This is a genomic window from Pseudomonas sp. 50_B (genome assembly GCF_017491625.1).
Classification (GTDB): domain Bacteria; phylum Pseudomonadota; class Gammaproteobacteria; order Pseudomonadales; family Pseudomonadaceae; genus Aquipseudomonas; species Aquipseudomonas danubii.
Window position 1 is genome coordinate 214889 of record NZ_JAFGYX010000011.1, and the last position, 22274, is coordinate 237162.

Genomic DNA, 22274 nt, shown 5'->3' on the forward strand with positions numbered 1-22274 from the left:
GGTGCCGACTATTTATTCGAGCCTATCTAGCGTGCGCCCCAGGCTTCTGCGACGATGCGCACGGCAAAAATCTGCTCGCTAAGGAATGGCATCATCAAAGCCCTCAACGCTGTACTTCTGTTATCCGCAATATCCCTGACGGGCTGCGGCACCCTGATCGCCCGCACGCCCAACGCCCATAGCGGCTACGACTACTACAAAGGCACCCAGGCCAATATCGAGCTGCTGACCATGCGTGGCTCCAGTGGCTACGACGGCTACGCCACGGTCTTCTGCTGGGTCAGCATCGTCTGCCCGGTGGTGGCCATCGTCAGCCTGCCGGTGGATGCCGTGGCCGACACCGCGCTGCTGCCCTATGACGCGATGAATCACTGATTCGCGCCCGACCCTGTTTCGCCCCTGCGTGGAAGCCCGATCATCCGAATCCTCCATTACCTGTTGTTGCTCAACACCCTGCTGCTGTCCGGCTGCGGCACCTACATGACTCGCGGCAATGCCCTGGACTTTCGCGACGACCGCTACTACCGCAGCGTCAAGACCAACGCCCAAGTACTCACCGGCTATGACATGGGCTACGCACGCATGATCACCGGCGGCTGCTGGGTGACGGTGGTGTGCCCGATCCTGCTGGTGGCCAGCCTGCCCCTGGATGCGGCGCTCGACACCGTGCTGCTGCCCTACGACGCGTTCCAGCCGGAACGGCCCCAGCGCAACAGGCACGTGGACATGAAGGAGATTCCCGAGGAAGAGCTGCCGGCATTGCCCATCAGTGCCGAGGTGCAAGACCCGACGGCCCACACCCCGCCCATCAGCCCGCAGGTTGATTGAACCCCGTCAGGCGGGCTCGCGCCGCGCCTTGGCGCCACCGGGCTAGGCCTGATCCAGCGCACACCGCGGCGCCATCTGCTGCTCCAGGCAGCAGCGCCGCCCCAGCCGATCCACCTGCGGGCGACCGAACAGATAGCCCTGCCCCCACTCGCCACCACAGGCGGTGGCCAGGTTCTGGTCGCTGTCCGTCTCCACCCCTTCGATGATCACGCAAGGCGCCAGGGTCTTGCACAGCTGCACCAGGTGGCTGAGGGTCTGGGCGCTGTTGAGTTCACCGCGGGCGCGCTGGATATAGCCCTTGTCGATCTTGACGATGTCCGGCCGGGTCTGGCGGATGAATTCCAGGGTGCCCAGGCCCGCGCCGAAATCGTCGATGGCCACCCGGCAGCCCAGCTCCCGCAGGCACAGGACGAATTCGCTGGCCGCCTCGATGCTCGGCGGCGTGGCGCTTTCGGTGATCTCGATCACCAGGCGCGCGGCCACTGAGGGTGAGTCGCGCAGCACCTGCAGAATCGGCAACCAGAAGCCGTCGATGATCGCGCTCTGGGCGGAAATATTGCACCCCAGGCGCAGGCGTTCATCACGGTGCAGCGCATCGATCACGCAGCGCACCACGCTTTGATCGAGCTCGCGCATCAGTTGGTGTTTTTCCAGCAGCGCCAGAGGATAGACTTCGCCGCCCTGAGCATCGATGTGGCGCAGCAAGCTTTCGTGGTACAGCACCCGGCTGCTGTCGGGCAGCCACACCACCGGCTGGAACGCCAGCATCAGGCGGCCCTGGGCCAGTTCACGATAAAAGTCTCTGACGCTTTGCATGACAACTCCCCGGGCAAGACAACGGCACCCTCGCGGCGAACCGGATGCGACGCGCTGGCCGTCACCCTTTCCAAGGGCCCTGGCCGAACATGATCGACCCCGGCACAGGCCTTGAGGAAGTGTTCCTGGATACCTTTCGCTTGTCCTCGGAAACGCGCGGCACTGCCGAATCGTCTGTGGCCCCGTGTTTATTGCAATCATGCCAACGGCCTCTCCGATATCACTAAGCCATCAGTCCAGGAAGACCTATGCATAGAATGACCAGCGCCAGCTTTCGGGTGCTTGCCGATGTCATGAATGAGGGCGGCGCCCACGTCGAAACCTTGCTCAAGCAATTGGGCAGCAGCCTGCGGGATGTGTATGAAAACCCCAAGGGCGTGAGGCTGGAACTGGTCTATCAGGTGATACAGGAAGCGGTGCGCCGCACCGGCAAGCCGGACCTGGGCCTGCTGGCCTACAGCAAGGCCCATCCGGCCAACCTGGAGGCATTGGGGTATGCGGTGATGTCCTGCGCCACCCTGGGCATCGCGCTGCAACGCCTGGTGGATTACCACGCGCTGATCAGCAACGGCTTCTGCATGTGCCTGGAGCGCAAACCGCAGATGCTGACCCTGATCGGCTTCGACGTGGCCAGCGAACCCTCGATGATGCCCCGGGCCTTTATCGACGCCGGCGCGGCCCAGACCCTGGGCCTGCTGCACTGGCTGTTGCCGCAGCACAAAGTGCAGCCCCTGGCGGCCACCTTCACCTACGAGGAGCCGCTGGACACCGGGTCCCTGCGCCAGCTGCTGGGAGACAACCTGCAGTTTTGCGCGCCCTACAACAGCCTGTCCTTCAGCAGCCAGGATTGCGCCATTGCCCTGCCCACCGCCGACCCGGCCCTGGATGTGCTGCACCTGGAGTACGCGCGCAATCGCCTCAACCTGCTGCACAACGGTTCGATGACCGCCCGAGTCCGTCGAGCGTTGTCCGAACGCCTGGCCCAGGGCGCACCGAGCGACCTGCCGAACATCGCCCAGATCGTCGGGGTCAGCACCCGCAGCCTGCAACGCCGCCTGGGACACGAAGACGTGCATTTCTCGGCCTTGCTGGACGAAGCCCGCTTGATGCTGGCCCACAGCTTCCTGCGCAACTCCATGCGCAGCGTCAAGTACATCGGTGCGCTATTGGGCTTTCGCGACCAGAGCAGCTTTCACAAGGCCTGCCTGCGCTGGTTCGGCATGACCCCGGGGCGCTACCGCGAGCAGTGAGCCGCGGGAAACGACAACGCCGAGCACAGGCTCGGCGTGAAGGGAACGCAAGGTGGATCAGTGAGCGGCCAGCTGCGGCTGGACTTGCGGCATGGCCGAGGAGTGATGGTTGAGGATCTTCCACTGGCCATCGATGCGCTCGTACAGGAAGGTGTAGCGCGCCTGGACCTTCTCGCTCTTGCCGGACGCGTCGGTCAGGGTGAAGGTGTAGACGCCGCTGTCCAGGGCGGCATCCGGGCCCAGGTGACGGATTTCACGGTAGTTGATCTGACCTACCGGCTTGGACGCCAGGAAGTGCTCGAAGTAGTCCTGGATCTGGGCGTGAGTGCTGCGCACCTGGTTGGACACGGTCGGCTGCAACACTGCGTTCGGCGCATACAGGCTCACCACCGACTGCGGGTTGCCGGTCTGCAAGGCGCTGTTCCAGCGATCGAACAGGCCGGCGATCTCGCGGTCCTGGGCCGCTTGCGGCTGCTCGGCAACGGCGCTGTAGACATAGGGCTTGACCTCGGCGGCCACAGCCAGTGGAGCGGTGAAGGCGAAAAACAGGGCCAGGGCAGTGGTTTTCAGTTTCATACGATTTCTCCAGTGGGTTTCAATGAGCCACACTTTGCCCATCGCCGTCGTCCGCGCCATCGGCCAACTGGAGCTTTCGGCCTATGCCATTCGGCAGATAGGCGTGACGTGCAGCAGCGGGTCTAATGCCCGCTTTTGTTCAACCGCAGCGCCGCCGCACTGGAGCAACGCCATGTCCACCCCATCCTTCGACCCCGCCAGCGCCCTGGCCCTGCGCAGCCAGTATCGACAGTCCCAGAGCCGCGCCGCGCGCCTGCGACTGCTGGTGGACACCGGCCAGGAACTGCTGCAACTGCCCCCCGAGCAGATGCGCCAGCGGGTGGTGCAACGGGCCTGCGCCTTCGCCGCCATGGACCACGGACTGCTGCTGGAATGGGCCGAGGATGGCGTGATCCACACCCGCGCCGCCCTGGGTCATGAAGAACGCCTGCAAGGCCTGCGTGCCCTGGCCGATCACCCGCAATGGCCGGAGCCGCCGCCGACCCCGGACAGCGCCGTGCTGCGCGTGCTGTTGCACCGCGCCGACGGCCGCGCCTTCGGCGCCCTGCTGCTGGCCAACAGCGTGCCCATCAGCCCGCCGGACAGCGAAGACCTGGAATCCCTGCAACTGCTGGCCACCCTGCTGGCGGCGCACCTGGAAAACCATCGTCTGCTGCGCGACCTGCAAGCCCGGGAGCGCAGCATGTCGGAGCTGGTGCAACGCCTGTTCAGCGCCCAGGAAGACGAACGCAAGCGGGTCGCCTATGACCTGCACGACGGCCTGGCGCAAACCCTGGCCGGGCTGCACCAGCGCCTGCAGGGCTTCGCCGGGCGCTGTCCGCCGTTGCCCGCCGAGCTGCACCAGGATCTGCAAACCATCCTGCAACTGGCCCAGGGCTGCGTCGGCGAAGGCCGGCAACTGATCGGCGGCTTGCGCCCCCACGTGCTCGACGACTTCGGCCTGCTGCGGGCCATCGACCGCGAGGCCGACCGCCTGCGCGACGCCGGTCTGCTGGTGTACTGGGGGCAGCGCGCGCCGCAGCGCCTGCCCGATGCGGTGGAGATCGCCCTGTTCCGCATCGCCCAGGAAGCCATCAACAACATCCTCAAGCACGCCCGGGCCTCGCAGGTGCACCTGAGCCTGGCCCTGGAAGACGGCCTGGCGCTGCTCGGGGTCAACGATGACGGTTGCGGATTCGTCAGCTCGCCGGCCCCGGTGGCCGAGCAGTTGGGTCAGGTCGCCATGCATGAGCGCGCCCATCTGCTGGGCGGCCATTTCAGCTGCGACAGCCGGCCCGGCAGCGGCACCCGGCTGCTGGCCAGCGTGCCCGTGCAACCCTTGGAGCAAGCGCCATGAGTAGCCTGATACGCCTGGTCCTGGCGGACGACCATGAAGTGACCCGCACCGGCTTCGTCGCCCTGCTGGCGGGCAACCCGGAGTTCGAGGTGGTGGGTCAGGCCAGGGACGGTGAAGAAGCCCTGGCCCTGTGCGAGCAACTGCGCCCGGACATCGCCATCCTCGACATCCGCATGCCACGGCTCAATGGCCTGGGGGCCGCGCGCCTTTTGCAGCAGCGCCAGCCCGAGGTCAAGGTGGTGATCTTCACCATGGACGACAGCCCCGATCACCTGGAAGCGGCCATGACCGCCGGCGCCGTGGGCTACCTGCTCAAGGACGCCAGCCGCGACGAAGTGATCGGCGCCCTGCAGCGGGTGGCCCAGGGCGAGGAAGCCCTCAACAGTGCGGTCAGCGCGCGCCTGCTGCGGCGCATGACCGAACGCGGCAACGGCCAGATACCCCAGGCCCAGGCCCTGACCGCCCGCGAGCGCCAGGTGCTGGGACTGGTGGCCGGCGGCTTCAGCAACCGCGAGATCGGCGAAAAGCTCGGCATCACCACCGGCACCGCCAAGGCCCACGTCGAGCGGGTGATCGGCAAGCTCGGCGCCTCCGACCGCACCCAGGCAGCGGTGCGTGGGATCGCCCTGGGACTGGTGGCCCAGCCCAGCGGGCAGTGGCCATGAACTTGCGCAGCGCCCGGCGCTGGGCCGACCTGCCGCTGCGGGGCAAGGCGCTGGTGGTGATCTCCCTGCCCCTGGTGATCCTGCTGCTGTCCCTGGTGCTGATCTACAGCGCCGAACGCCAGACCGCCCGCGCCGAAGAAGACGTGCGCCGGGTGCTGCTGGTGCAGGGCGATATCCAGACCGTGCACACCCTGCTGGCCGAGGCCGCGGCCAGCGTGCGCGGCTACCTGCTGACCCGCAGCGAGGACTTCCTGCCCGCCTACCTCCAGGCCCGCCCGCAGATCGAAGCGGCCCTGCAACGCCTGGACCGCAACGTGCGCGACACGCGCATGCGCGAGTACCTGCACACCATCACCCCGCTGATCCAGACCAAGCTCGAAGGCCTGGTGGCCCTGCGCAACGGCAGCCGCGACGACAGCGCCACGGTGACCGCGATCCTCATCGACAACAAGCAGGTGCTGGACGTGCTGCGTGAGCAGATCAGCGCCATGCGCATCCACGAGGACGCGCTGCTGGCCGAGCGCACCGCGGCCGCGGCGGCGACCCGCATGCGCCTGCTGTTCGCCACCCTGCTGGCCGCCGGTTGCGGGCTGTTTGGCGCCATCGTCGCGGTGCTGCTGCTGTCCCGGGGCATCGTCACCCGGGTGCAGCAGGTCCAGGGCAACGCCCAGCGCCTGGCCCTGGGTCAGCCGCTGCTGCCGCAAGCCCCGGAGCTGGATGAGATCGGCCAGCTGGGCACGCGCCTGGTGGAAGCCGGGCAACTGCTGGCCGAGCGCGAGCGCGCCCTGCGCGACAACGAGGAACGCCTGCGGCTGATCATCGACGGGGTCAAGGACTACGGGATCTTCGCCCTGGACACCGCCGGCATGGTCACCACCTGGAACTTCGGTGCCGAACGGATCAAGGGCTACCGCGACCAGGAAATCATCGGCCGCCATTTCTCCCTGTTCTACCTGCCGGAGGAATGCCCGCAGCACCCGGACATGGCCCTGCGCGAAGCCACCGCCCACGGCCACTACATGGAAGAAGGCTGGCGCTGCCGCAAGGACGGCAGCCGCTTCTGGGCCAGCGTGGTGATCACCGCGCAATACGACGCCAGCGGCGCCCTGCGGGGGTTCTCCAAGATCACCCGGGACATCACCGACCGCCGCGCCGCGGAAATCGCCCTGGGCACCGCTCGCGAAGAAGCCGAAAGCGCCAGCCGCGCCAAGAGCGAGTTCCTCTCGCGCATGAGCCACGAACTGCGCACCCCGCTCAATGCCATCCTCGGTTTCGCGCAATTGCTCGACATGGATTCCAGCGCCGGCCAGCGGCCCCAGGTCGGGCATATCCTGCGGGCCGGCCAGCACCTGCTGGGGCTGATCAACGAGGTGCTGGACATCGCCCGCATCGAAGCCGGGCGCCTGCCGCTGAACGTCGAACCCATGCCCCTGGCGGCGGTGCTGCATGAGGCCCTGACCCTGGTGTCGCCGATGGCCACCGACGCCGGCATCCAGCTCAGCGCCTTGCCGGAACTGCCCGCCGACAGCGGGGTGATCGCCGATCGCCAACGCCTGATCCAGGTCCTGCTCAACCTGCTGTCCAACGCCATCAAGTACAACCGCGCCCAGGGCCGGGTCAGCATCGAGGTGACCCTGGAAGAAGCGCGCCTGCGCATTGCCGTGATCGACACCGGGGCCGGGATTGCCGCCGACCAGTTGCAACGCCTGTTCAAGCCTTTCGAACGCCTGGACGCCGATCCCAAGGTCGAAGGCACCGGCCTGGGCCTGGCCCTGAGCAAGAGCCTGCTGGAGATGATGGACGGCAGCCTGGAGGTGCACAGCACAATGGGCAGCGGCAGCCGCTTCATCCTCGAGCTGCCCTGTGTGCGCCTGCCCGATGCCCCGCTCGCAACGCCCCTGGCCACCCCGGCGCTGAAGCCGCCGACGCTGCCCACGCCTAGCCCCTATCGGGGCAAGATCCTCTGCATCGAAGACAACCTGCAAAGCCTGGCGCTGATCGAAACCCTGCTGCAGCGCCGTCCGGGTATTCAGTTACTGTCGAGCATGCAGGGCCAGCTGGGCCTGGACCTGGCCCGCCAGCACTCACCGCAGATGATCCTGCTGGACGTCAACCTGCCGGACCTGCAAGGCCTGGAAGTGCTGCAACGGCTGCGGGCCTCCGGCAGCACCGCCAGCACGCCGATCCTGATGATCACCGCCGACGCCAGCGAGCTGACCCAGCGCAGCCTGCTGGAAGCCGGCGCCACGGCGATTCTCACCAAGCCCATTCACATCCCGGCGTTCTTCGCCCACCTGGACGCCTGTTTAGCGGAGCCCCTATGACTGCCGATATGCGCATCCTCATCGTCGATGATCAGCGCCCCAACCTCGACCTGATGGAACAGCTGCTGGCCCGCGAAGGCCTGCACAACGTCCTGAGCAGCACCCAGCCGCTGCGCACCCTGGAGCTGTTCAACAGCTTCGAGCCGGACCTGGTGATCCTCGACCTGCACATGCCCGAGTTCGACGGTTTTGCCGTGCTCGAACAGCTCAACCGGCGGATTCCGGCCCACGACTACCTGCCGATCCTGGTGCTCACCGCCGACGCCACCCGCGACACCCGCCTGCGGGCCCTGGCCCTGGGCGCGCGGGACTTCATCAGCAAGCCGCTGGACGCCCTGGAAACCCTGCTGCGGATCTGGAACCTGCTGGAAACCCGGGCCCTGTACAAGACCCTGCGTACCCTGGTGCCGCCGGAGCAGATCGCACTGCTGCGCCCATCAAAGGCCTGACCTGTCGCGTCTGTCGCGCCTGTCGTATCGTCGTATCGTCGCACCTGTCGCACCTGTCGCACCTGTCGCACCTGTCGCACCTGTCGCACCTGTCGCACCTGTCGCACCTGTCGCACCGTCGCATCGTCGCACCGTCGCACCTGTCGCATCGTCGCATCGTCGCACCGTCGCATCGTCGCATCGTCGCATCGTCGCATCGTCGTATCGTCGTATCGTCGCACCTGCCGCACGTCGCATCGTCGCATCGTCGCACCCTGTAGCCGCTGCCGCAGGCTGCGAACGGCCCGAAGGGACGTAGGGTTCTTAAGATCGATAGAGGTTCGACGGGAGGTCGTCAAGCAAGGTCCTGCGGACCTTTGCGCAGCTTCGCGGGCTCAGCAGCGGCTACAGGAATCGCGGGGGTTCAGAGGTCGCGGAAGAACTCGCCGGGGGTGGCGTCGAACTGCTGGCGAAACGCGGCGATAAACGCCGAGGTCGAGTCATAGCCGCAGGCCAGGGCCACATCGGTGACCCGCTCGCCCTGCTCCAGCGGGGTCAGGGCGCCGAGCAGGCGCAAGCGTTGGCGCCAGGCGCGAAAGGTCAGCCCGGTGTCCTTGAGAAACAGGCGGCTGAGGGTTTTCTCCGTAACCCCGAGCTTCTGGCTCCACTGGCCCAGGGTGGTCGGCTGCTCCGGATGCGCCTGCAGGCTGCGGTAGATCGTGCGCAAGCGCGCGTCCAGGGGCAGCGGCAGCATCAGGTCCAGTTGTGGCGCGGCAGCCAGCTGGTCCAGCAGGACCTGGGCCAGGCGGCCGTCGGCGCTGTCCTCGACATACTCCACCGGCAATTCGCTGAAGGCGCGGATCAGTTCCCGCAACAGGCTGCTGACCGCCAGCACCTGGCAGCTGTCGGTGGCCGCCCAGGCGGTGACGCTGCAATCCAGGTACAGGCTGCGCATTTCGGTGCGCGGCGAGCTGAACACCCGGTGCGGCACCCCGGCGGGAATCCACACCGCGCGCTGCGGCGGGGCAACAAAGCGCCCGGCGTTGGTCTGGATCTCCAGCACGCCCTGGATCGCGTAGGACAATTGCACCCAGGGGTGACTGTGGCGCCGGGTCAGGGCCCGGTTGGGCAAGGATTCGGTGCGCCCGTACACCGGTCGCGGCAGGCTCGGCAGCCCGGGAATACTGCGGCGGACGATCTTTTCATGTCCTTTAGGCGGCATTAATGGGCTCCTTGGCGTTAGTCGGTAAACCGCAGCCACGTTAGAGTCGCCCCACTGCACTTGGCAACCCCCGGATGAAACCGCTATGACTCGCTCACGTCTTTTGCCCGACAACTTCACCCTGACCCTGATCGGCGTGGTCCTGCTGGCCAGCTTCCTGCCGGCCAGCGGCCAGGTGGCGGTCGGCTTCGGCTGGCTGACCAACCTCGCCATCGGCCTGCTGTTCTTCCTCCACGGCGCCAAGCTGTCGCGCGATGCGATCATCGCCGGGGCCGGCCACTGGCGCCTGCACCTGTTGGTGTTCAGCCTGACCTTCATCCTGTTTCCGGTCCTGGGGCTGGCGCTCAAGCCGCTGCTGTCGCCGCTGGTGGGCAACGACCTGTACCTGGGCATGCTGTATCTGTGCGCGCTGCCGGCCACGGTGCAATCGGCGATCGCCTTCACCTCCCTGGCCCGGGGCAATATCCCGGCGGCCATCTGCAGCGCCGCGGCGTCGAGCCTGTTCGGGATCTTCCTCACCCCGCTCCTGGTCACCCTGCTGCTGAACGTGCACGGCGAAGGCGGCTCGACCCTGGATGCGATCATCAAGATCAGCGTGCAACTGCTGCTGCCATTCATCGCCGGGCAGATCGCCCGACGCTGGATCGGCGCCTGGGTCGGGCGCAACAAGCACTGGCTGCGCTTCGTCGACCAGGGCTCGATCCTGCTGGTGGTCTACGGCGCCTTCAGCGAGGCGGTGAACGAAGGCATCTGGCACCAGATCCCGCTGTGGGAACTGGGCGGGCTGGTGGTGGCCTGCTGCATCCTCCTGGCCCTGGTGCTGCTGGCCTCGAGCTTTCTCGGCAAGCTGTTCGGCTTCGACCAGGAAGACCGCATCACCATCCTCTTCTGCGGTTCGAAAAAGAGCCTGGCCACCGGCGTGCCCATGGCCCAGGTGCTGTTCGCCGGCAGCACCATGGGCGTGCTGATTCTGCCCTTGATGCTGTTCCACCAGATCCAGCTGATGGTCTGCGCGGTGCTGGCCCAGCGCTACGCCAAGCGCCCGGAATCGGTGGCCGAGCTGATGGGTCAGGTCGACCCGTAACGCTTCCGGAAAGGCGGCCCGGCAGCTGGCCGGGCCTGCGCGCAGATGGTGATGAAGCATGCGCAATGGCATGATGCCGCGGCGAAAATCATCAAGGACCGCCGATGTTTCCCCATCGAATTCAAGCCCCCAGCCAGGCCGACCTGGAACTGCAGGTTAGCGCCCGCCTGGAGGCCGATGACCAGGCCCAGGTCGTCGTCCAGTTCGCCAAGGCCGAACAGTACAACGGCGAACTGCTGAGTCAGCTCGACACGCTCTGCGCCCGTTTCGGTGAACGCCTCAAGGTGCGTTTCTACAGCCATTACCCGGGCAGCGCGTTCGATGCCCGGGTGTTGCTGGCCCTGCCCCACGTGCAGTCCCTGAGCCTGGACTGCCTCGACACCCTGGATCACTACGAGGCCATTGGCAGCCTGCACCAGGTCAAGGACTTTGCCCAGCAGGTCATCAGCGCCGAACTGCCGGACCTGTTGGCCCTGCCCAACTTGAGGCGGTTGCAAACACTGCGCCTGTCCCTGGACAAAGGCCCGGCCATCGACCTGGCGCCACTGGCCGCCATGCCCGAGCTGCACACCCTATCCCTCAGCGTACAAACCCATCACCTGGACGTGCTCAGCCAGTGCCCGGGCATCAGCCACCTGGACCTGCACCGCATGCCGGCCAAGACGCCCCTGGGGATGGTCGCCGGCATGAGCGGCCTGCGCAGCCTCTCGGTGACCTTCGGCAGCCGCGAGCAGATGCCGGAGCTGCGCAACCCGCAGGTCAAGGAGCTGGAGATCATGCGGGTGCGCGGCCTCAACCGCCTGGACCTGGACGGCTTTCCACAGCTTGAAGCGCTGAAGATCGAGGACCAGGCGCAACTCGGCCAACTGGACCTGAGCGGTGCGCCGCAGTTGCGCAAGCTGAGCCTGATCAACCTCAAGAACCTGGGGCTGATCAACCACCTGCACACCTCGACAATCGCCGACCTGTGCCTGATCAAGATCCCACAAGTGGACCTGCTGGCCCTGATCGAGCAACAGCTGCCGCCCAGCCTGCAGCACCTGAAGTTGCACAGTGGCAAACGCGCCGTGGACCAACAGATCGAGGCCCGGCAACAGCAACTGGGCATCCCGGAACCCCGTGGCCCATATTGACCCAACCTTGTGGGAGCGAGCTTGCTCGCGAAGGACGTCAACGATAACCCGCACTCACAGGAAACCTGCGGCGCTTTGGAGATCATCGCGAGCAAGCTCGCTCCTACAGAACAGCATCAACCTCACCGCTCCACCCTTTCGGACCTGATAAGGAGATCTCATGTCCTTTGTTCCCGGCTTTACCGAACTGCTGCTGACGCACCTGCAACAGGAAGAACGCCAGCGCATTCTCAAATCGATTGTTGTCAGCGTCGCTCCGGAACTGTGGCTGAGCCTGGAATCGGCGGCATTGCTGGACATCAATCGCGAGCATTTCGGCCTCGGCGGCCAGTTGGATGAACGCGACGACTACCGCCCCAGCCACATCAGCGTTCCTCGCTGTAACGTCCCGCGCTGGCTGATCGCTGCCGAGCGGCGCAAGGTGGATATCTGGATCGAGGACAGCTACGGCGAAAAGGCCTCGACCGCCATCGAGTTCAAGGTGGTGCACAACAATAAGAATGCCTATTACAAGATCTGGGAAATCCGCAAGGACCTGGTCAAGCAGATCCCCCGCACCAGTCCCGATGAGCGCATCGAGCGCTGGGGCATTGTGCTGCTGAGCTACTCACGCTTCTACAGTGACCAGCAAGGCAACTACAGCTATGGCAAGTTCGACAGTTGCCAGGCGTTTCTCGACGCTTTCGAGAATGGCCTGAACGACAACAACGAGTGGTACGCCGACGCACCGGAGCTGGAACTGGAGATGAAACCGACCCAGATAACCAATCTGGACAGCGCGAATTACATCGAACCTGGGAAAGGCTCGGGGGTGTATCTGGCACTGGTCCGGTGTAAGGCCTGAGGCTTGCCTGCAGAGCCCAAACCGCTGCGGTTTACCCACACCGCCGTGGAGCGCATCAGTGCTTCGCGGCTGTGCTAACGTTCGCCAACGTCCCGGCTTGAAACCCTGCCCATGTCCATCACCGACAACCTCCTGGCCTTCACCTTCGCCGCTACCCTGCTGACCCTGACCCCGGGCCTGGACACCGCCCTGGTGCTGCGCACCGCCACCGTGGAAGGCAAGCAACAGGCGCTACGCGCGGCGCTGGGGATCAACGCCGGTTGCCTGCTTTGGGGCGCGGCCGTGGCTTTCGGCCTGGGGGCCTTGATTGCAGTGTCGGAACTGGCCTTCAACCTGTTGAAGTACTGCGGCGCCGCCTACCTGGCCTGGCTGGGGCTGAACATGCTGTTGCGCCCGCGCCGCTCGTTTGCTCCGGCCAACCCGGACGGCAGCCCCGGCACCCACTGGTTTCTCAAGGGCCTGCTGGGCAACGTGCTCAACCCCAAGGTGGGGATCTTCTACGTGTCCTTCCTGCCGCAGTTCATTCCCCCGGGACAGCCGCTGGTGCTCTGGACCTTCGGTCTGGTGAGCATTCACGTGGTGCTGGGGCTGGTCTGGTCCCTGCTGCTGATTGGCGCCACCCGCTCCCTGAGCGGGATGCTGCAGCGGGAAAAGGTGATCCAGTGGATGGACCGCACCACAGGGATGATCTTCGTGCTGTTCGCGGCTCGCCTGGCCTTGAGCAGGCGTTGAACATCGCGCCCCTCAAACCTCAGCCAGCACCGCCCCCCGCTCTTCCAGCAGCTTCACAAAACTGCTCAAACTCTGGGACACGGTGCCGCGCCGCCAGACCAGCCAGGTGCGCAGGAAGCGAAAGCGCGGCGACAGCGGCCAGACGCTCACCGTGGCGCAGCCGGGCATGCTTTCCAGCATGCTGCGGGGCATCAGCGCCAGCCCGGCACCGGCGCTGACGCAGGCCAGCATGCCGTGGTAGGACTCCATTTCGTGGATCTTGCCCGGCACCGCGGCGTCCTGGGTGAACCAGCTTTCGAAGTGATGGCGGTAGGAACAGTTGGCGCGAAAGGCGTAGATGCTTTCGCCGTTGACCTCCCGCGCTCGGGTGATGGGCGCGTGCCACAGGGGCGCGATCAGGACCATTTCTTCCTCGAACACCGGCAGCCCTTCCAGGGCCGGGTGGCGCACCGGGCCGTCGACGAAGGCCGCCACCAGACGCCCGGAGAGCACGCCGTCGATCATGGTCCCCGAAGGGCCGGTGGACAGGTCCAGTTCGACCTTGGCGTATTGCTGGTTGTAGGCCGCCAGCAGCGCCGGGATGCGCACCGCCGCCGTGCTCTCCAGGGAACCCAGGGCAAACGGGCCCTGGGGTTCCTCGCCGGCCACGGTCAGGCGCGCTTCGGCCACCAGATCGAGAATGCGCCGGGCGTAGTCGAGGAAGTTCCACCCGGCGGGCGACAGGCGCAGGCGGCTTTTTTCGCGGATGAACAGCTCCACCCCCAGGTCCTGCTCCAGTTGCTTGATCCGCGTGGTGAGGTTCGACGGCACCCGGTGGATCAACTGCGCGGCGGCGCTGATGCTGCCCTGCTCGGCAACGGCCTTGAAAATTTCCAGCTGGACCAGATCCACAGCATTCTCCAAACGTGAATGACTCGCTCAATATTATTCAGTTTTCAGCAAAGAGCCAGCACCGTAACCTGCCGTCATTCCCACCTTGCAGGACGGTGCCATGAACCTTGTTTCCAGCCACACCCACGCCTTGTCGATCAACCCCGCCAGCGGTGAGCAGATCGGCGCCTACCCCTACCAGTCCGAAGCTGAAAGCGACGCCGCCCTGGAGCGCGCCGCCCGCGGTTTTGCCCTGTGGAAGCGCCAGAGCGTCGCCGCCCGCGCCGCGCACCTGACCGCCCTGGCCCAGGCCCTGCGGGACAACAGCGACACCATGGCGCGGATGATCAGCCAGGAAATGGGCAAGCCCCTGCCCCAGGCCCGCGGCGAAATCGAGAAGTGCGCCCAGCTGTGCCTGTGGTACGCCGAGCACGGCCCGGCCATGCTGGCCCCGGAAGCGACCCTGGTGGAAAACAACAAGGCGCGCATCGAGTACCGCCCCCTGGGCCCGCTGCTGGCGGTGATGCCGTGGAACTTCCCGATCTGGCAGGTGCTGCGCGGCGCGGTGCCGGCGCTGCTGGCCGGCAACACCTACGTGCTCAAGCACGCGCCGAACGTCATGGGCAGCGCCTACCTGCTGCTGGACGTCATGCAGCGCGCCGGTTTCCCTGAAGGCGTGTTCGAGCTGCTCAACGTCACCCCGGACGGCGTGTCCCGCGCCATCGCCGACCGCCGCATCGCCGCCGTGACCCTCACCGGCAGCGTGCGCGCCGGCATCGCCATCGGCGCCCAGGCCGGCGCCGCGCTGAAGAAATGCGTACTGGAACTGGGCGGTTCCGACCCCTTTATCGTGCTCAACGACGCCGACCTGGACGAAGCGGTCAAGGCCGCGGTGATCGGCCGCTACCAGAACACCGGCCAGGTCTGCGCCGCCGCCAAGCGCCTGATCATCGAGCAAGGGGTGGTCGCGGAATTCACCCGCAAATTCGTCGAGGCCACCCGCGCCCTGGTGATGGGCGACCCGCTGGCCAGCGACACCTACCTCGGCCCCATGGCCCGCTTCGACCTGCGTGACGAGCTGCACCAGCAAGTCCAGGCCACCCTGGCCGAAGGCGCCACCCTGCTGTTGGGAGGCGACAAGGTCGAAGGCGCCGGCAACTACTATCAGCCCACGGTGCTGGCCGACGTCACCGAGCAGATGACCGCCTTCAGGCAGGAACTGTTCGGCCCGGTGGCCGCCATCATCAGCGCCCGGGACGCGCAACACGCCCTGGCGCTGGCCAACGACAGCGAGTTCGGCCTCACCGCGACGATCTTCACCCAGGACCTGGAACGGGCCCGGCAGATGACCGACGAACTGGAAACCGGCGGCGTGTTCATCAACGGCTACAGCGCCAGCGACCCTCGGGTGACCTTCGGCGGGGTGAAGAAAAGCGGCTTCGGCCGCGAGCTGTCGCACTTCGGCGTGCGCGAGTTCTGCAACGCGCAGACGGTGTGGCTGGATCGGCGTTAAGGTCGATCACCGGGCTTCAGCCAGCGGCCAGAGGCCCGGTTGCCAACGGCCGTTCAGCGCTGGCGAGGGGCCTGGCTCGATGGGGCGCAATGCCTGGATACGGCCCGGCGGATCGCCAAGCCTGCTCAGCGAAACTAAGCCCGATCTTGCTGTTTTTTCAGAATTTTCTTGAAGCCCTGCCTGCCCCGACCTTTCTATGATGTTTCTTTTTGATATCACCCGAGGTCCGGCATGTGCGCCCCCGCTCAAAAATTCATCGTTCGCCTGCCTGGTGAGCTTCACACCCAAGTCAAGCGCATCGCCAAGCAGGAAAACCGCAGCATGAACAATGAAATCGTCGACCGACTGGAAAAGTCGCTGGTCGCCACCGAAGCCCGTAGCCACGACAAGAAACTCATCAACATCCTGCTGGGCAAGATTGCAACCCTGGAACAACAGATCGAATCCCTGCAAATGAACACCCCTGAACCTGACCGGTAACGCCATTTCTTTTCATCCATCAGGGCCGCCCCCTCGGTAACCTGAGCCAATCCCTCTCCCGCCTTTACCCCCGCGCCGCAGCTTGTATGATGGCGCCTGCCCGACAGCACCCAGCGGCAACCGCCAGGCCCTTGCCTGATGCCCGCAGGGCTCCCGCGCTGTTCCTCACTACACACTCAGGTCGACGATCGTAGCCTTCTCAGGAACCTCCCCCGGCTTCTGCCATGGGGACAGCGTCGCCTTCTAGGATTGTTCATGAGCCGGACTCACCCGACGCCCCCCACACGCGCCAGCGCCACAGGATTGCCTTTCAATCGCCTGACCCTGGGCCTGCTGCTGGCCGGTAGCCACGCGGTGGCCAACGCCAGCGGCACCCAGTTACCGACCCAGACCGTCAGTGGCGAAGAGCAATACGGCTATCGCGCCGACAGCGCCTCGGTCGGCGGCTTCAGCGAAACACCGTTGCTGGACACCCCGGCCGCCATCAGCGTGATCAACGAAGACATGATCCTCGACCAGCAGGCCCGCCTGCTCAGCGACGTGCTGAAGAACGACGCCTCGGTGGGCCAGAGCTACGCGCCAGTGGGCTACCACGAAAACTTCGAGGTGCGCGGCTTCTCCCTGAACGCGGCCAGCAGCTACAAGATCAACAACCGCACCATCACCGGCGAGCAGAACGTCGCCCTGGAAAACAAACAGCGGGTGGAACTGCTCAAGGGCCTTTCCGGCCTGCAAAGCGGGGTCAGCGAGCCCGGCGGCCTGGTCAACTACGTGACCAAGCGGCCCACGGACATTCGTTCGGTGACCGTTTCCACCGACGACCGCGGCAGCGGTTACCTGGCCACCGACGTGGGCGGCTGGTTCGGCAGCGAACAGCAGTTCGGCCTGCGCGCCAACCTGGCCCATGAAGACCTGCACTCCTATGTCGAACACACCAATGGCCAGCGCGACTTCGCCTCCCTGGCCTTCGACTGGAACATCAGCCCCGATGCCCTGCTGCAACTGGATATCGAATACCAGAACAAGCAGCAGCGCTCGGCCCCGGGTTACCAACTGCTGGGCGGCTCCAGCCTGCCCCACCACGCCTCGCCGAAAAAACTCCTGGGGCACCAGAGCGGGTCAAAGCCGGTGACCAATGAATCGCTGAACATCGGTGGCAACTTCGAGTACCGCTTCAACGACGACTGGACCGGCAACCTCAGCGCGTCCCGCAGCAAGGTGGTGATCGATGACTACAGTTCGTTTGCCTGGGGCGGCTGCACCACCGGCTGCATCAATGCCAACGGCAACTACTTCAGCCCCGAAGGCAACTACGACATCTACGACTTCCGCAGCCCCGACGACACCCGGCGCAACGATGAAGTCCAGGCGCTGCTCAATGGCCGCTTCGACGCAGCGGGCCTGGGCCATGAGTTGAGCGTGGGGACCAGTGCGTTTCGCCGAGTGGTGGACCGGCGCGAGTCCATCAATCAATGGATTGGCACGGGCAATATCCAGAGCGAGCCGGAAAACTTCGCCCGCTACAACGGCGCCCTCAATGACTCCCACAAACGCCTCGACAGCCGTCAATACGGCCTGTTCCTCAGCGATCGCATCAGCTTCAACGAACAGTGGCAGACCGTTCTCGGCGGACGCGAAGTACGCCTCGACGAAGAGAGCTTCGACAAGGACGGCGTGCGCGATCGCCACACCCAACGCTATGTATTCCTGCCCCAGGCCGCGCTGATCTACAAACCGATCAGCGAACTGTCGCTGTACACCCAATACAGCAAGGGCTTGAGCCTGGGCGGTCAGGCGCCCTGGTTCGCCAGCAACAGTGGCGACACCCTCGCCCCCACTGTCTCGCGGCAGATCGAAGCCGGGGTCAAGTACGACTGGCAGCGCATGAGTTTTAGCGCCGCGCTGTTCCAGATGCGCCAGGCCTACCAGTACTCGCGCCCGGATGCTGCTGGCGGTTTCACCTACGTCCAGCAGGGCCAGCAAAAGAACACCGGCCTGGAGCTCTCCGCCAACGGCTGGGCCACCCAGCGCCTGCAGATTGCCGCCAGCGTCGCGGCGATTCGCTCCCGGGTCGAGGACACCGGCACCCCGGCCTACGAAGGCCACCAAACCCTTAACGTCCCACGCCTGCGAGCCAGCCTCCAAGGCGACTACGCCCTGCCCTGGCTCGACGGCCTGGCCCTGCTGGGCGGCATGCAATACAGCGGCAGCAAGTACGCCGACCGCCAGGGCAACGTCGCCACCGGCGCCTACGCCATCTTCAACATCGGCAGCCGCTACAGCACCCGCATTGATGGCTACGACACCGTGTTCCGCCTGACCGTGGACAACCTGTTCGACAAACGCTACTGGCGCGATGCCGGGGAATACATGGGCGACGACTACCTGTTCCAGGGCGCGCCGTTGACGGCGCGGTTGAGTGCTTCAGTGAGTTTCTGATGCAGACGGCCCCTACGGGGCCGATCGCAGCCTGCGGCAGCGGCTACAACGCCCACGAAATCCCGGGCGTTGTGGCTTGCCGGAAAAACTGCAGCGCCGGCACAGGCCAGCCATCAAAATCTCGACAAACACACCTTGCGCGTCTCCCGCCCATCCTTGGCGACGAGTCGCCACGGACAGCGTCACTGAACGCACAGCCTTACCGGCGCTCATATCGGCAACCGCCTTAAGCAAGTCCTCCTGAAACAGCCGCATTTCCTGGCCCATGACTACGACCTCTCTGCGTGGGATACGCCCTGGTATCGATCAGTACGTCCAGGGTTGCGCTGATGGTTATCCCACAGAACAGCACCGCAATCAGCGCCTCCAGCCTACCTTACAGAAAAGACAGACCCTTCCTACATCCACCGCAGAAGCCGGCTTGCCGGCGAAGGCGTCCTCAAGCACGCCCTCGCCGGTAAAAAGCACACCCAACGATTGAGCAAACAAAAGGTCGGCCCGCCTCTTTCCAATGCCAGTACAAAAGTCTCAATCGTCCAACACGCTGTTGGACGATTAGCGCTCCCCCACGCCCATGCAGGCCCACACCACAGAACGGCCGCTGGAGCACTACCGGGTGCTGACTTGGTCGCTTACTTGGTCGCTACTTGGTCGGTTTGTTGGGTGGCATGCCCAGGCCCCGGGAAAGATCAGCAGTCCAACCACCAGTTCAACAGCGTCTCGTCCTCATCGTCATCGAGGTTTTTATAGACATTGGCGTAGTACCACTCAATCCCGGTTTGCTCGCGGAAGCGATCGAACACCGCATTGATACGGTCCATGCCATTGCTCGCAGGAACAGCGAATGACAGGTTCCCCTCGAACAGCCCGTCCAGGGTTCCGCCCAGCTCACCAGCGACCTCGTTTTCAAGCGCACTGATCACCGTCGGATCAATGTAATCGGCATAGATCTGAATGCAGAAATTGCCGCCCCGCTTCAGCACTTGCGCCGGAGCATCGGGATTGCGGATGGAAACGATATCGCCCCGCGCCAGGTTCTGCGCCAGCCCCGGCGAGGACAGCAACTCGTAGGTATGCTCATCGATCTGCCGCGCCAGCAACTCCTCACGAACGGCGCCATCGTCATCGGCCATGTACACCTGAATCAGCACAGGGGCTTGCTTGTCATCCATACGGGGCTCCACAACTTCCAGGTTCAACACCAGACTCATCTAATCCACCAGCCGCCACGTCCCCAAAGGGCGCAAACGAACGGGCCTCAAGGCAACGGCGCAAAGCTCCCACCGCCCTCATTCCACCGAAACCCCGGAAACGTGCAGTCCTTGAAAGCAATCCGCAGTTGCTCCCCCTCACCCTGCAACTGCAAGGTATCCACCCCCTGATTCGGACAGCCCGGTGCCGCGATCGCCAGGCTCACCAGCAACTTGCCGGTGGCCTTGTCCATCACCTCCAGCGTCGTGATCCGCTGATCATTGCCCGGCATCGGCACCTGGAAATACCAGCGTTTGGTGGAAGCACTCTGCAACAGCGTGGTGACCGGCTGCGGCCACGAGCGATCCGAATCCACCAGGCCCACCAGCTTCAGCGCAATGGGCAAGGTCTTGCCCGTGCGATAACTGGTCCAGGTGCCGCGCACCTGCTCCTGCTGGCGGGAGTTCATCAAGTCATTGAACTGCAGACGCGCCACCGGCAAGCCCTGCTCGTCCAGCTCATCCATGGCCAGCGTCTTGTTGCTGTAGCTGAAGGTCGGCTTGAGGCGGATCGGCGTGCGATAGCGCTGATAGGCATAGGTGCCCTGGTAGACCGCGTTCTGGCTACCCAGGGTCAAGACAATCGCCTGCTTGCCCAAGGTCCCCTCATACACCCCATGAGACGCCTGCGCCGGCAACAGCCACAGCGCCAACACCAGCACCGCCAGCCCCCGAGCAAGATCAAACCCGCGCATCAGAAACGCTCCTCGCCCGACGACAGATATTCCAGACGCTCAGGGGTGATCACCCGGTAATAATCCCAACGCCGAGTGCGCTGGTCGTAATTGATGAAGTCCTGCTTGCTGAATTCCATCTGCCCACTGGGGGAAAAGCGCAGATCACCGTCCGCCGCGAACTGCTCCAACTGCGGATGGCGCCGATAGGTCCGCAGATCCCGGTTGTACAGGTAATACTGCGTGGGCGAGCACCACACCCGGCCATCCGCCTCCCCCACGCGATAGCCCTGGACCTGAAAGTCCATCCGCGCCTCGTCATGAAAATGCCCGAAGGTCAGCGTCCTGGTGCCCACGGACGACAGACACCACTGTCCGCCAATCTCCTGCACCCGCTTACCGGTGGCCCGGCTGATCACCCGGATACTGTCCACCTGCGCCACTTCCTCCCCGGCCTTGCGCGCGGCATGCACACTGAAATAGAAATCCCGATCGAACACCGGCTGCAGCAACTCCCCCTCAAACGCCTCCCGCTGACTGCCGCCAAAACGCGTCACCCGCTGCAACTGCAACGGCTGCTGCGTGCCCGTGCGCAAATCCACCAGACTGCCCTGCAGCGCCTCTGCCCCCTCGGCGAACGGCTGCAACGACACCGCCGTCGCCGGCAGGGTCGGGTTGTCCATGATGTTGATCAAGAGCGCGGAGCCAGGGTGGAAAGGGGTGGATTCCAACGCCATGGGCAGGCGCTCGGATTCGGAAAACCAATAGCCGGACATACCGCCGCCGTATTGAGAGTCGTAGGTGAGCGCCAGTTCAACCGGGGTGTCGCCGAGGGTGCCGCGGTAGGTGGTGGTGGGGTTGGCTTGGGCGGTTGGAGTGATTAGCCCGAGGCCGAGCAGGAGTGCTGAGGTCAGGCGGAACAGGAGGTGTGGTAGGTGACGCTGTTGGCCAGCCCTTGTTTGTGAACTGCTGCCAATGGGCTGGGTCATGCCTGCGTTCCTTGCGGTGGGGAAAAGGGGCGCAGGATAGCAAAATCGCTGGGAGACAGAAGGTATTGCTGATGCAGACCGCCTCCATTGCAGCGGATATGAAATCTTCAGGAAACTCAGCCTGTCCCTACCTGGAAGAGAGACCGTTCCTACAGGGCTGCCATTGCCCATCATCTACCTCGCCCATATAGTTTTTCAGACCCTCGATTCTGGTCCGCGGCACTTCAGAGCTCCGTCGAAAGGAACAAACTACACCCCGGTTGATTCGCAGCAACAGGTGGCGACTTTTCACTCTTGGAAGGAACGACACCATGAGCAATATTGACCCATCCGAACGTTTTATCCCGCTCACTCCAATTGCTAGCGATGGCCCAGTGTTGTTTATCGACAGCCAGGCGCCATTGGTGGATCTGCATGCGTGTGCGAGTGAGCGGTTAGTGACTGCGCTTGATTATCTGAATCTGATGACCTGTGCCACGTTGAGAGACGCGAGCGACAAGGACATTGGTACTGTGACCAATACAGCCCGGTTATTACTTCAGGATGTACGGGATGTGTTGGCTGCGATTCAAACAAGGGCATTTAGCAAGTGATTTAGGCGCCAAGGAAGCCGGCTACGAGCCGGCTTTTTAATGTCTCAAGCGTTTGTAAAAGAACGCCAGTATTGAAGGACATAGTTCCCCTCCTTACCTGGGCCCATATCCAAACTATCAGCACTTTGCAGCATGCATATCGTTGCTGGCGGCATGTTCGCGTGCGGCCTCATCTTTGATCAACGGGAATAGAACCCAAACCGGAGCGTTAGCTCCTGCCACTACCCA

General features: G+C 64.6%; 22 protein-coding genes. 15 read left to right on the forward strand and 7 right to left on the reverse strand.

What is annotated here, in order from left to right; translation table 11 throughout:
* Positions 1-54 precede the first annotated feature (54 nt).
* Positions 55-375 (forward strand): YceK/YidQ family lipoprotein, encoded by a 321-nt coding sequence (locus J5M73_RS17585; RefSeq protein ID WP_102864782.1) that lies wholly within the window; start codon positions 55-57, stop codon positions 373-375.
* 63 nt (positions 376-438) lie between these two features.
* Positions 439-828 carry a YceK/YidQ family lipoprotein gene (locus J5M73_RS17590; protein WP_243433835.1) on the forward strand — a complete coding sequence of 130 codons (390 nt, stop codon included), beginning with the start codon at positions 439-441 and terminating at the stop codon, positions 826-828.
* A gap of 42 nt (positions 829-870) precedes the next feature.
* Here the strand turns inward: J5M73_RS17590 and J5M73_RS17595 are convergent, their stop codons facing one another.
* The gene (locus J5M73_RS17595; RefSeq protein ID WP_102864780.1) at positions 871-1644 is read right to left on the reverse strand and encodes an EAL domain-containing protein; all 774 of its coding nucleotides are present in this window, start codon (positions 1642-1644) and stop codon (positions 871-873) included.
* 248 nt (positions 1645-1892) lie between these two features.
* Between J5M73_RS17595 and J5M73_RS17600 the strand changes: the two genes are divergently transcribed.
* On the forward strand, positions 1893-2894 hold the full coding sequence (locus J5M73_RS17600) for an AraC family transcriptional regulator (RefSeq protein ID WP_102864779.1): 1002 nt from the start codon (positions 1893-1895) through the stop codon (positions 2892-2894).
* A gap of 57 nt (positions 2895-2951) precedes the next feature.
* On the opposite strand, the gene J5M73_RS17605 is transcribed toward J5M73_RS17600, so the two are convergent.
* Positions 2952-3470: an SgcJ/EcaC family oxidoreductase gene (locus J5M73_RS17605; RefSeq protein ID WP_102864778.1), complete on the reverse strand. Its 519-nt coding sequence runs from the start codon at positions 3468-3470 to the stop codon at positions 2952-2954.
* Positions 3471-3642: 172 nt separating this feature from the next.
* On the opposite strand from J5M73_RS17605, the gene J5M73_RS17610 reads away from it, so the two are divergent.
* The 4 genes from J5M73_RS17610 to J5M73_RS17625 are packed head-to-tail and all read left to right on the forward strand — an operon-like array spanning position 3643 to position 8244.
* Entirely contained in the window at positions 3643-4806 is a 1164-nt protein-coding gene (locus J5M73_RS17610) for a sensor histidine kinase (RefSeq protein WP_060840073.1), read from the forward strand.
* The gene (locus tag J5M73_RS17615; protein ID WP_060840074.1) at positions 4803-5471 is read left to right on the forward strand and encodes a response regulator transcription factor; all 669 of its coding nucleotides are present in this window, start codon (positions 4803-4805) and stop codon (positions 5469-5471) included. The genes J5M73_RS17610 and J5M73_RS17615 overlap by 4 nt, the downstream gene beginning before the upstream one ends.
* Positions 5468-7795: an ATP-binding protein gene (locus tag J5M73_RS17620; RefSeq protein ID WP_060840075.1), complete on the forward strand. Its 2328-nt coding sequence runs from the start codon at positions 5468-5470 to the stop codon at positions 7793-7795. The genes J5M73_RS17615 and J5M73_RS17620 overlap by 4 nt, the downstream gene beginning before the upstream one ends.
* Complete coding sequence (locus J5M73_RS17625) at positions 7792-8244, forward strand: response regulator (protein WP_060840076.1); 453 nt, start codon at positions 7792-7794, stop codon at positions 8242-8244. The genes J5M73_RS17620 and J5M73_RS17625 overlap by 4 nt, the downstream gene beginning before the upstream one ends.
* Before the next feature lie 403 nt (positions 8245-8647).
* Here J5M73_RS17625 and J5M73_RS17630 read toward each other — a convergent pair whose 3' ends face one another.
* Complete coding sequence (locus J5M73_RS17630; protein ID WP_102864777.1) at positions 8648-9445, reverse strand: helix-turn-helix transcriptional regulator; 798 nt, start codon at positions 9443-9445, stop codon at positions 8648-8650.
* 85 nt (positions 9446-9530) lie between these two features.
* Here J5M73_RS17630 and J5M73_RS17635 point away from each other — a divergent pair, with 85 nt between their 5' ends.
* The 4 genes from J5M73_RS17635 to J5M73_RS17650 all read left to right on the forward strand — a co-directional run bounded on the left by J5M73_RS17635 (position 9531) and on the right by J5M73_RS17650 (position 13238).
* The gene (locus J5M73_RS17635; RefSeq protein WP_102864776.1) at positions 9531-10529 is read left to right on the forward strand and encodes a bile acid:sodium symporter family protein; all 999 of its coding nucleotides are present in this window, start codon (positions 9531-9533) and stop codon (positions 10527-10529) included.
* 104 nt (positions 10530-10633) lie between these two features.
* Entirely contained in the window at positions 10634-11662 is a 1029-nt protein-coding gene (locus J5M73_RS17640; RefSeq protein WP_102864775.1) for a hypothetical protein, read from the forward strand.
* Positions 11663-11822: 160 nt separating this feature from the next.
* On the forward strand, positions 11823-12506 hold the full coding sequence (locus J5M73_RS17645; protein WP_102864774.1) for a hypothetical protein: 684 nt from the start codon (positions 11823-11825) through the stop codon (positions 12504-12506).
* A 111-nt stretch (positions 12507-12617) separates the two neighbouring features.
* Positions 12618-13238: a LysE family translocator gene (locus J5M73_RS17650; RefSeq protein ID WP_102864773.1), complete on the forward strand. Its 621-nt coding sequence runs from the start codon at positions 12618-12620 to the stop codon at positions 13236-13238.
* A 12-nt stretch (positions 13239-13250) separates the two neighbouring features.
* Here the strand turns inward: J5M73_RS17650 and J5M73_RS17655 are convergent, their stop codons facing one another.
* Positions 13251-14129 carry a LysR family transcriptional regulator gene (locus J5M73_RS17655; RefSeq protein WP_207815934.1) on the reverse strand — a complete coding sequence of 293 codons (879 nt, stop codon included), beginning with the start codon at positions 14127-14129 and terminating at the stop codon, positions 13251-13253.
* Positions 14130-14229: 100 nt separating this feature from the next.
* Here J5M73_RS17655 and J5M73_RS17660 point away from each other — a divergent pair, with 100 nt between their 5' ends.
* The 3 genes from J5M73_RS17660 (at position 14230) to J5M73_RS17670 (ending at position 18540) form a co-directional block, all read left to right on the forward strand.
* The gene (locus J5M73_RS17660; protein WP_102864772.1) at positions 14230-15621 is read left to right on the forward strand and encodes an aldehyde dehydrogenase family protein; all 1392 of its coding nucleotides are present in this window, start codon (positions 14230-14232) and stop codon (positions 15619-15621) included.
* A gap of 231 nt (positions 15622-15852) precedes the next feature.
* Complete coding sequence (locus J5M73_RS17665) at positions 15853-16101, forward strand: Arc family DNA-binding protein (RefSeq protein WP_102864771.1); 249 nt, start codon at positions 15853-15855, stop codon at positions 16099-16101.
* 255 nt (positions 16102-16356) lie between these two features.
* Positions 16357-18540, forward strand: coding sequence for a TonB-dependent siderophore receptor (locus J5M73_RS17670; protein WP_102864770.1), 2184 nt, complete (start codon positions 16357-16359; stop codon positions 18538-18540).
* 689 nt (positions 18541-19229) lie between these two features.
* Here J5M73_RS17670 and J5M73_RS17675 read toward each other — a convergent pair.
* From J5M73_RS17675 to J5M73_RS17685, 3 genes are all read right to left on the reverse strand, one after another.
* Positions 19230-19712 (reverse strand): DUF4265 domain-containing protein, encoded by a 483-nt coding sequence (locus J5M73_RS17675; RefSeq protein WP_102864971.1) that lies wholly within the window; start codon positions 19710-19712, stop codon positions 19230-19232.
* An 86-nt stretch (positions 19713-19798) separates the two neighbouring features.
* Entirely contained in the window at positions 19799-20485 is a 687-nt protein-coding gene (locus J5M73_RS17680) for a hypothetical protein (protein WP_102864769.1), read from the reverse strand.
* Complete coding sequence (locus J5M73_RS17685; RefSeq protein WP_102864768.1) at positions 20485-21453, reverse strand: hypothetical protein; 969 nt, start codon at positions 21451-21453, stop codon at positions 20485-20487. The genes J5M73_RS17680 and J5M73_RS17685 overlap by 1 nt, the downstream gene beginning before the upstream one ends.
* Positions 21454-21764: 311 nt before the next feature.
* Between J5M73_RS17685 and J5M73_RS17690 the strand changes: the two genes are divergently transcribed.
* Positions 21765-22046, forward strand: coding sequence for a hypothetical protein (locus tag J5M73_RS17690; protein WP_016966805.1), 282 nt, complete (start codon positions 21765-21767; stop codon positions 22044-22046).
* The last annotated feature ends 228 nt before the right edge of the window (positions 22047-22274 follow it).

What these genes read in the sequence shown, in the direction of transcription:
- J5M73_RS17640 (WP_102864775.1), top strand. Translation starts at nt 10,634, where the DNA reads ATGTTTCCCCATCGAATTCAAGCCCCCAGCCAGGCCGACCTGGAACTG.
- J5M73_RS17645 (WP_102864774.1), top strand. Translation starts at nt 11,823, where the DNA reads ATGTCCTTTGTTCCCGGCTTTACCGAACTGCTGCTGACGCACCTGCAA.
- J5M73_RS17685 (WP_102864768.1), bottom strand. Translation starts at nt 21,453, where the DNA reads ATGACCCAGCCCATTGGCAGCAGTTCACAAACAAGGGCTGGCCAACAG.
- J5M73_RS17660 (WP_102864772.1), top strand. Translation starts at nt 14,230, where the DNA reads ATGAACCTTGTTTCCAGCCACACCCACGCCTTGTCGATCAACCCCGCC.
- J5M73_RS17665 (WP_102864771.1), top strand. Translation starts at nt 15,853, where the DNA reads ATGTGCGCCCCCGCTCAAAAATTCATCGTTCGCCTGCCTGGTGAGCTT.
- J5M73_RS17605 (WP_102864778.1), bottom strand. Translation starts at nt 3,470, where the DNA reads ATGAAACTGAAAACCACTGCCCTGGCCCTGTTTTTCGCCTTCACCGCT.
- J5M73_RS17680 (WP_102864769.1), bottom strand. Translation starts at nt 20,485, where the DNA reads ATGCGCGGGTTTGATCTTGCTCGGGGGCTGGCGGTGCTGGTGTTGGCG.
- J5M73_RS17595 (WP_102864780.1), bottom strand. Translation starts at nt 1,644, where the DNA reads ATGCAAAGCGTCAGAGACTTTTATCGTGAACTGGCCCAGGGCCGCCTG.
- J5M73_RS17600 (WP_102864779.1), top strand. Translation starts at nt 1,893, where the DNA reads ATGCATAGAATGACCAGCGCCAGCTTTCGGGTGCTTGCCGATGTCATG.
- J5M73_RS17625 (WP_060840076.1), top strand. Translation starts at nt 7,792, where the DNA reads ATGACTGCCGATATGCGCATCCTCATCGTCGATGATCAGCGCCCCAAC.
- J5M73_RS17675 (WP_102864971.1), bottom strand. Translation starts at nt 19,712, where the DNA reads ATGGATGACAAGCAAGCCCCTGTGCTGATTCAGGTGTACATGGCCGAT.
- J5M73_RS17615 (WP_060840074.1), top strand. Translation starts at nt 4,803, where the DNA reads ATGAGTAGCCTGATACGCCTGGTCCTGGCGGACGACCATGAAGTGACC.
- J5M73_RS17630 (WP_102864777.1), bottom strand. Translation starts at nt 9,445, where the DNA reads ATGCCGCCTAAAGGACATGAAAAGATCGTCCGCCGCAGTATTCCCGGG.
- J5M73_RS17690 (WP_016966805.1), top strand. Translation starts at nt 21,765, where the DNA reads ATGAGCAATATTGACCCATCCGAACGTTTTATCCCGCTCACTCCAATT.
- J5M73_RS17610 (WP_060840073.1), top strand. Translation starts at nt 3,643, where the DNA reads ATGTCCACCCCATCCTTCGACCCCGCCAGCGCCCTGGCCCTGCGCAGC.
- J5M73_RS17650 (WP_102864773.1), top strand. Translation starts at nt 12,618, where the DNA reads ATGTCCATCACCGACAACCTCCTGGCCTTCACCTTCGCCGCTACCCTG.
- J5M73_RS17585 (WP_102864782.1), top strand. Translation starts at nt 55, where the DNA reads ATGCGCACGGCAAAAATCTGCTCGCTAAGGAATGGCATCATCAAAGCC.
- J5M73_RS17620 (WP_060840075.1), top strand. Translation starts at nt 5,468, where the DNA reads ATGAACTTGCGCAGCGCCCGGCGCTGGGCCGACCTGCCGCTGCGGGGC.
- J5M73_RS17670 (WP_102864770.1), top strand. Translation starts at nt 16,357, where the DNA reads ATGAGCCGGACTCACCCGACGCCCCCCACACGCGCCAGCGCCACAGGA.
- J5M73_RS17635 (WP_102864776.1), top strand. Translation starts at nt 9,531, where the DNA reads ATGACTCGCTCACGTCTTTTGCCCGACAACTTCACCCTGACCCTGATC.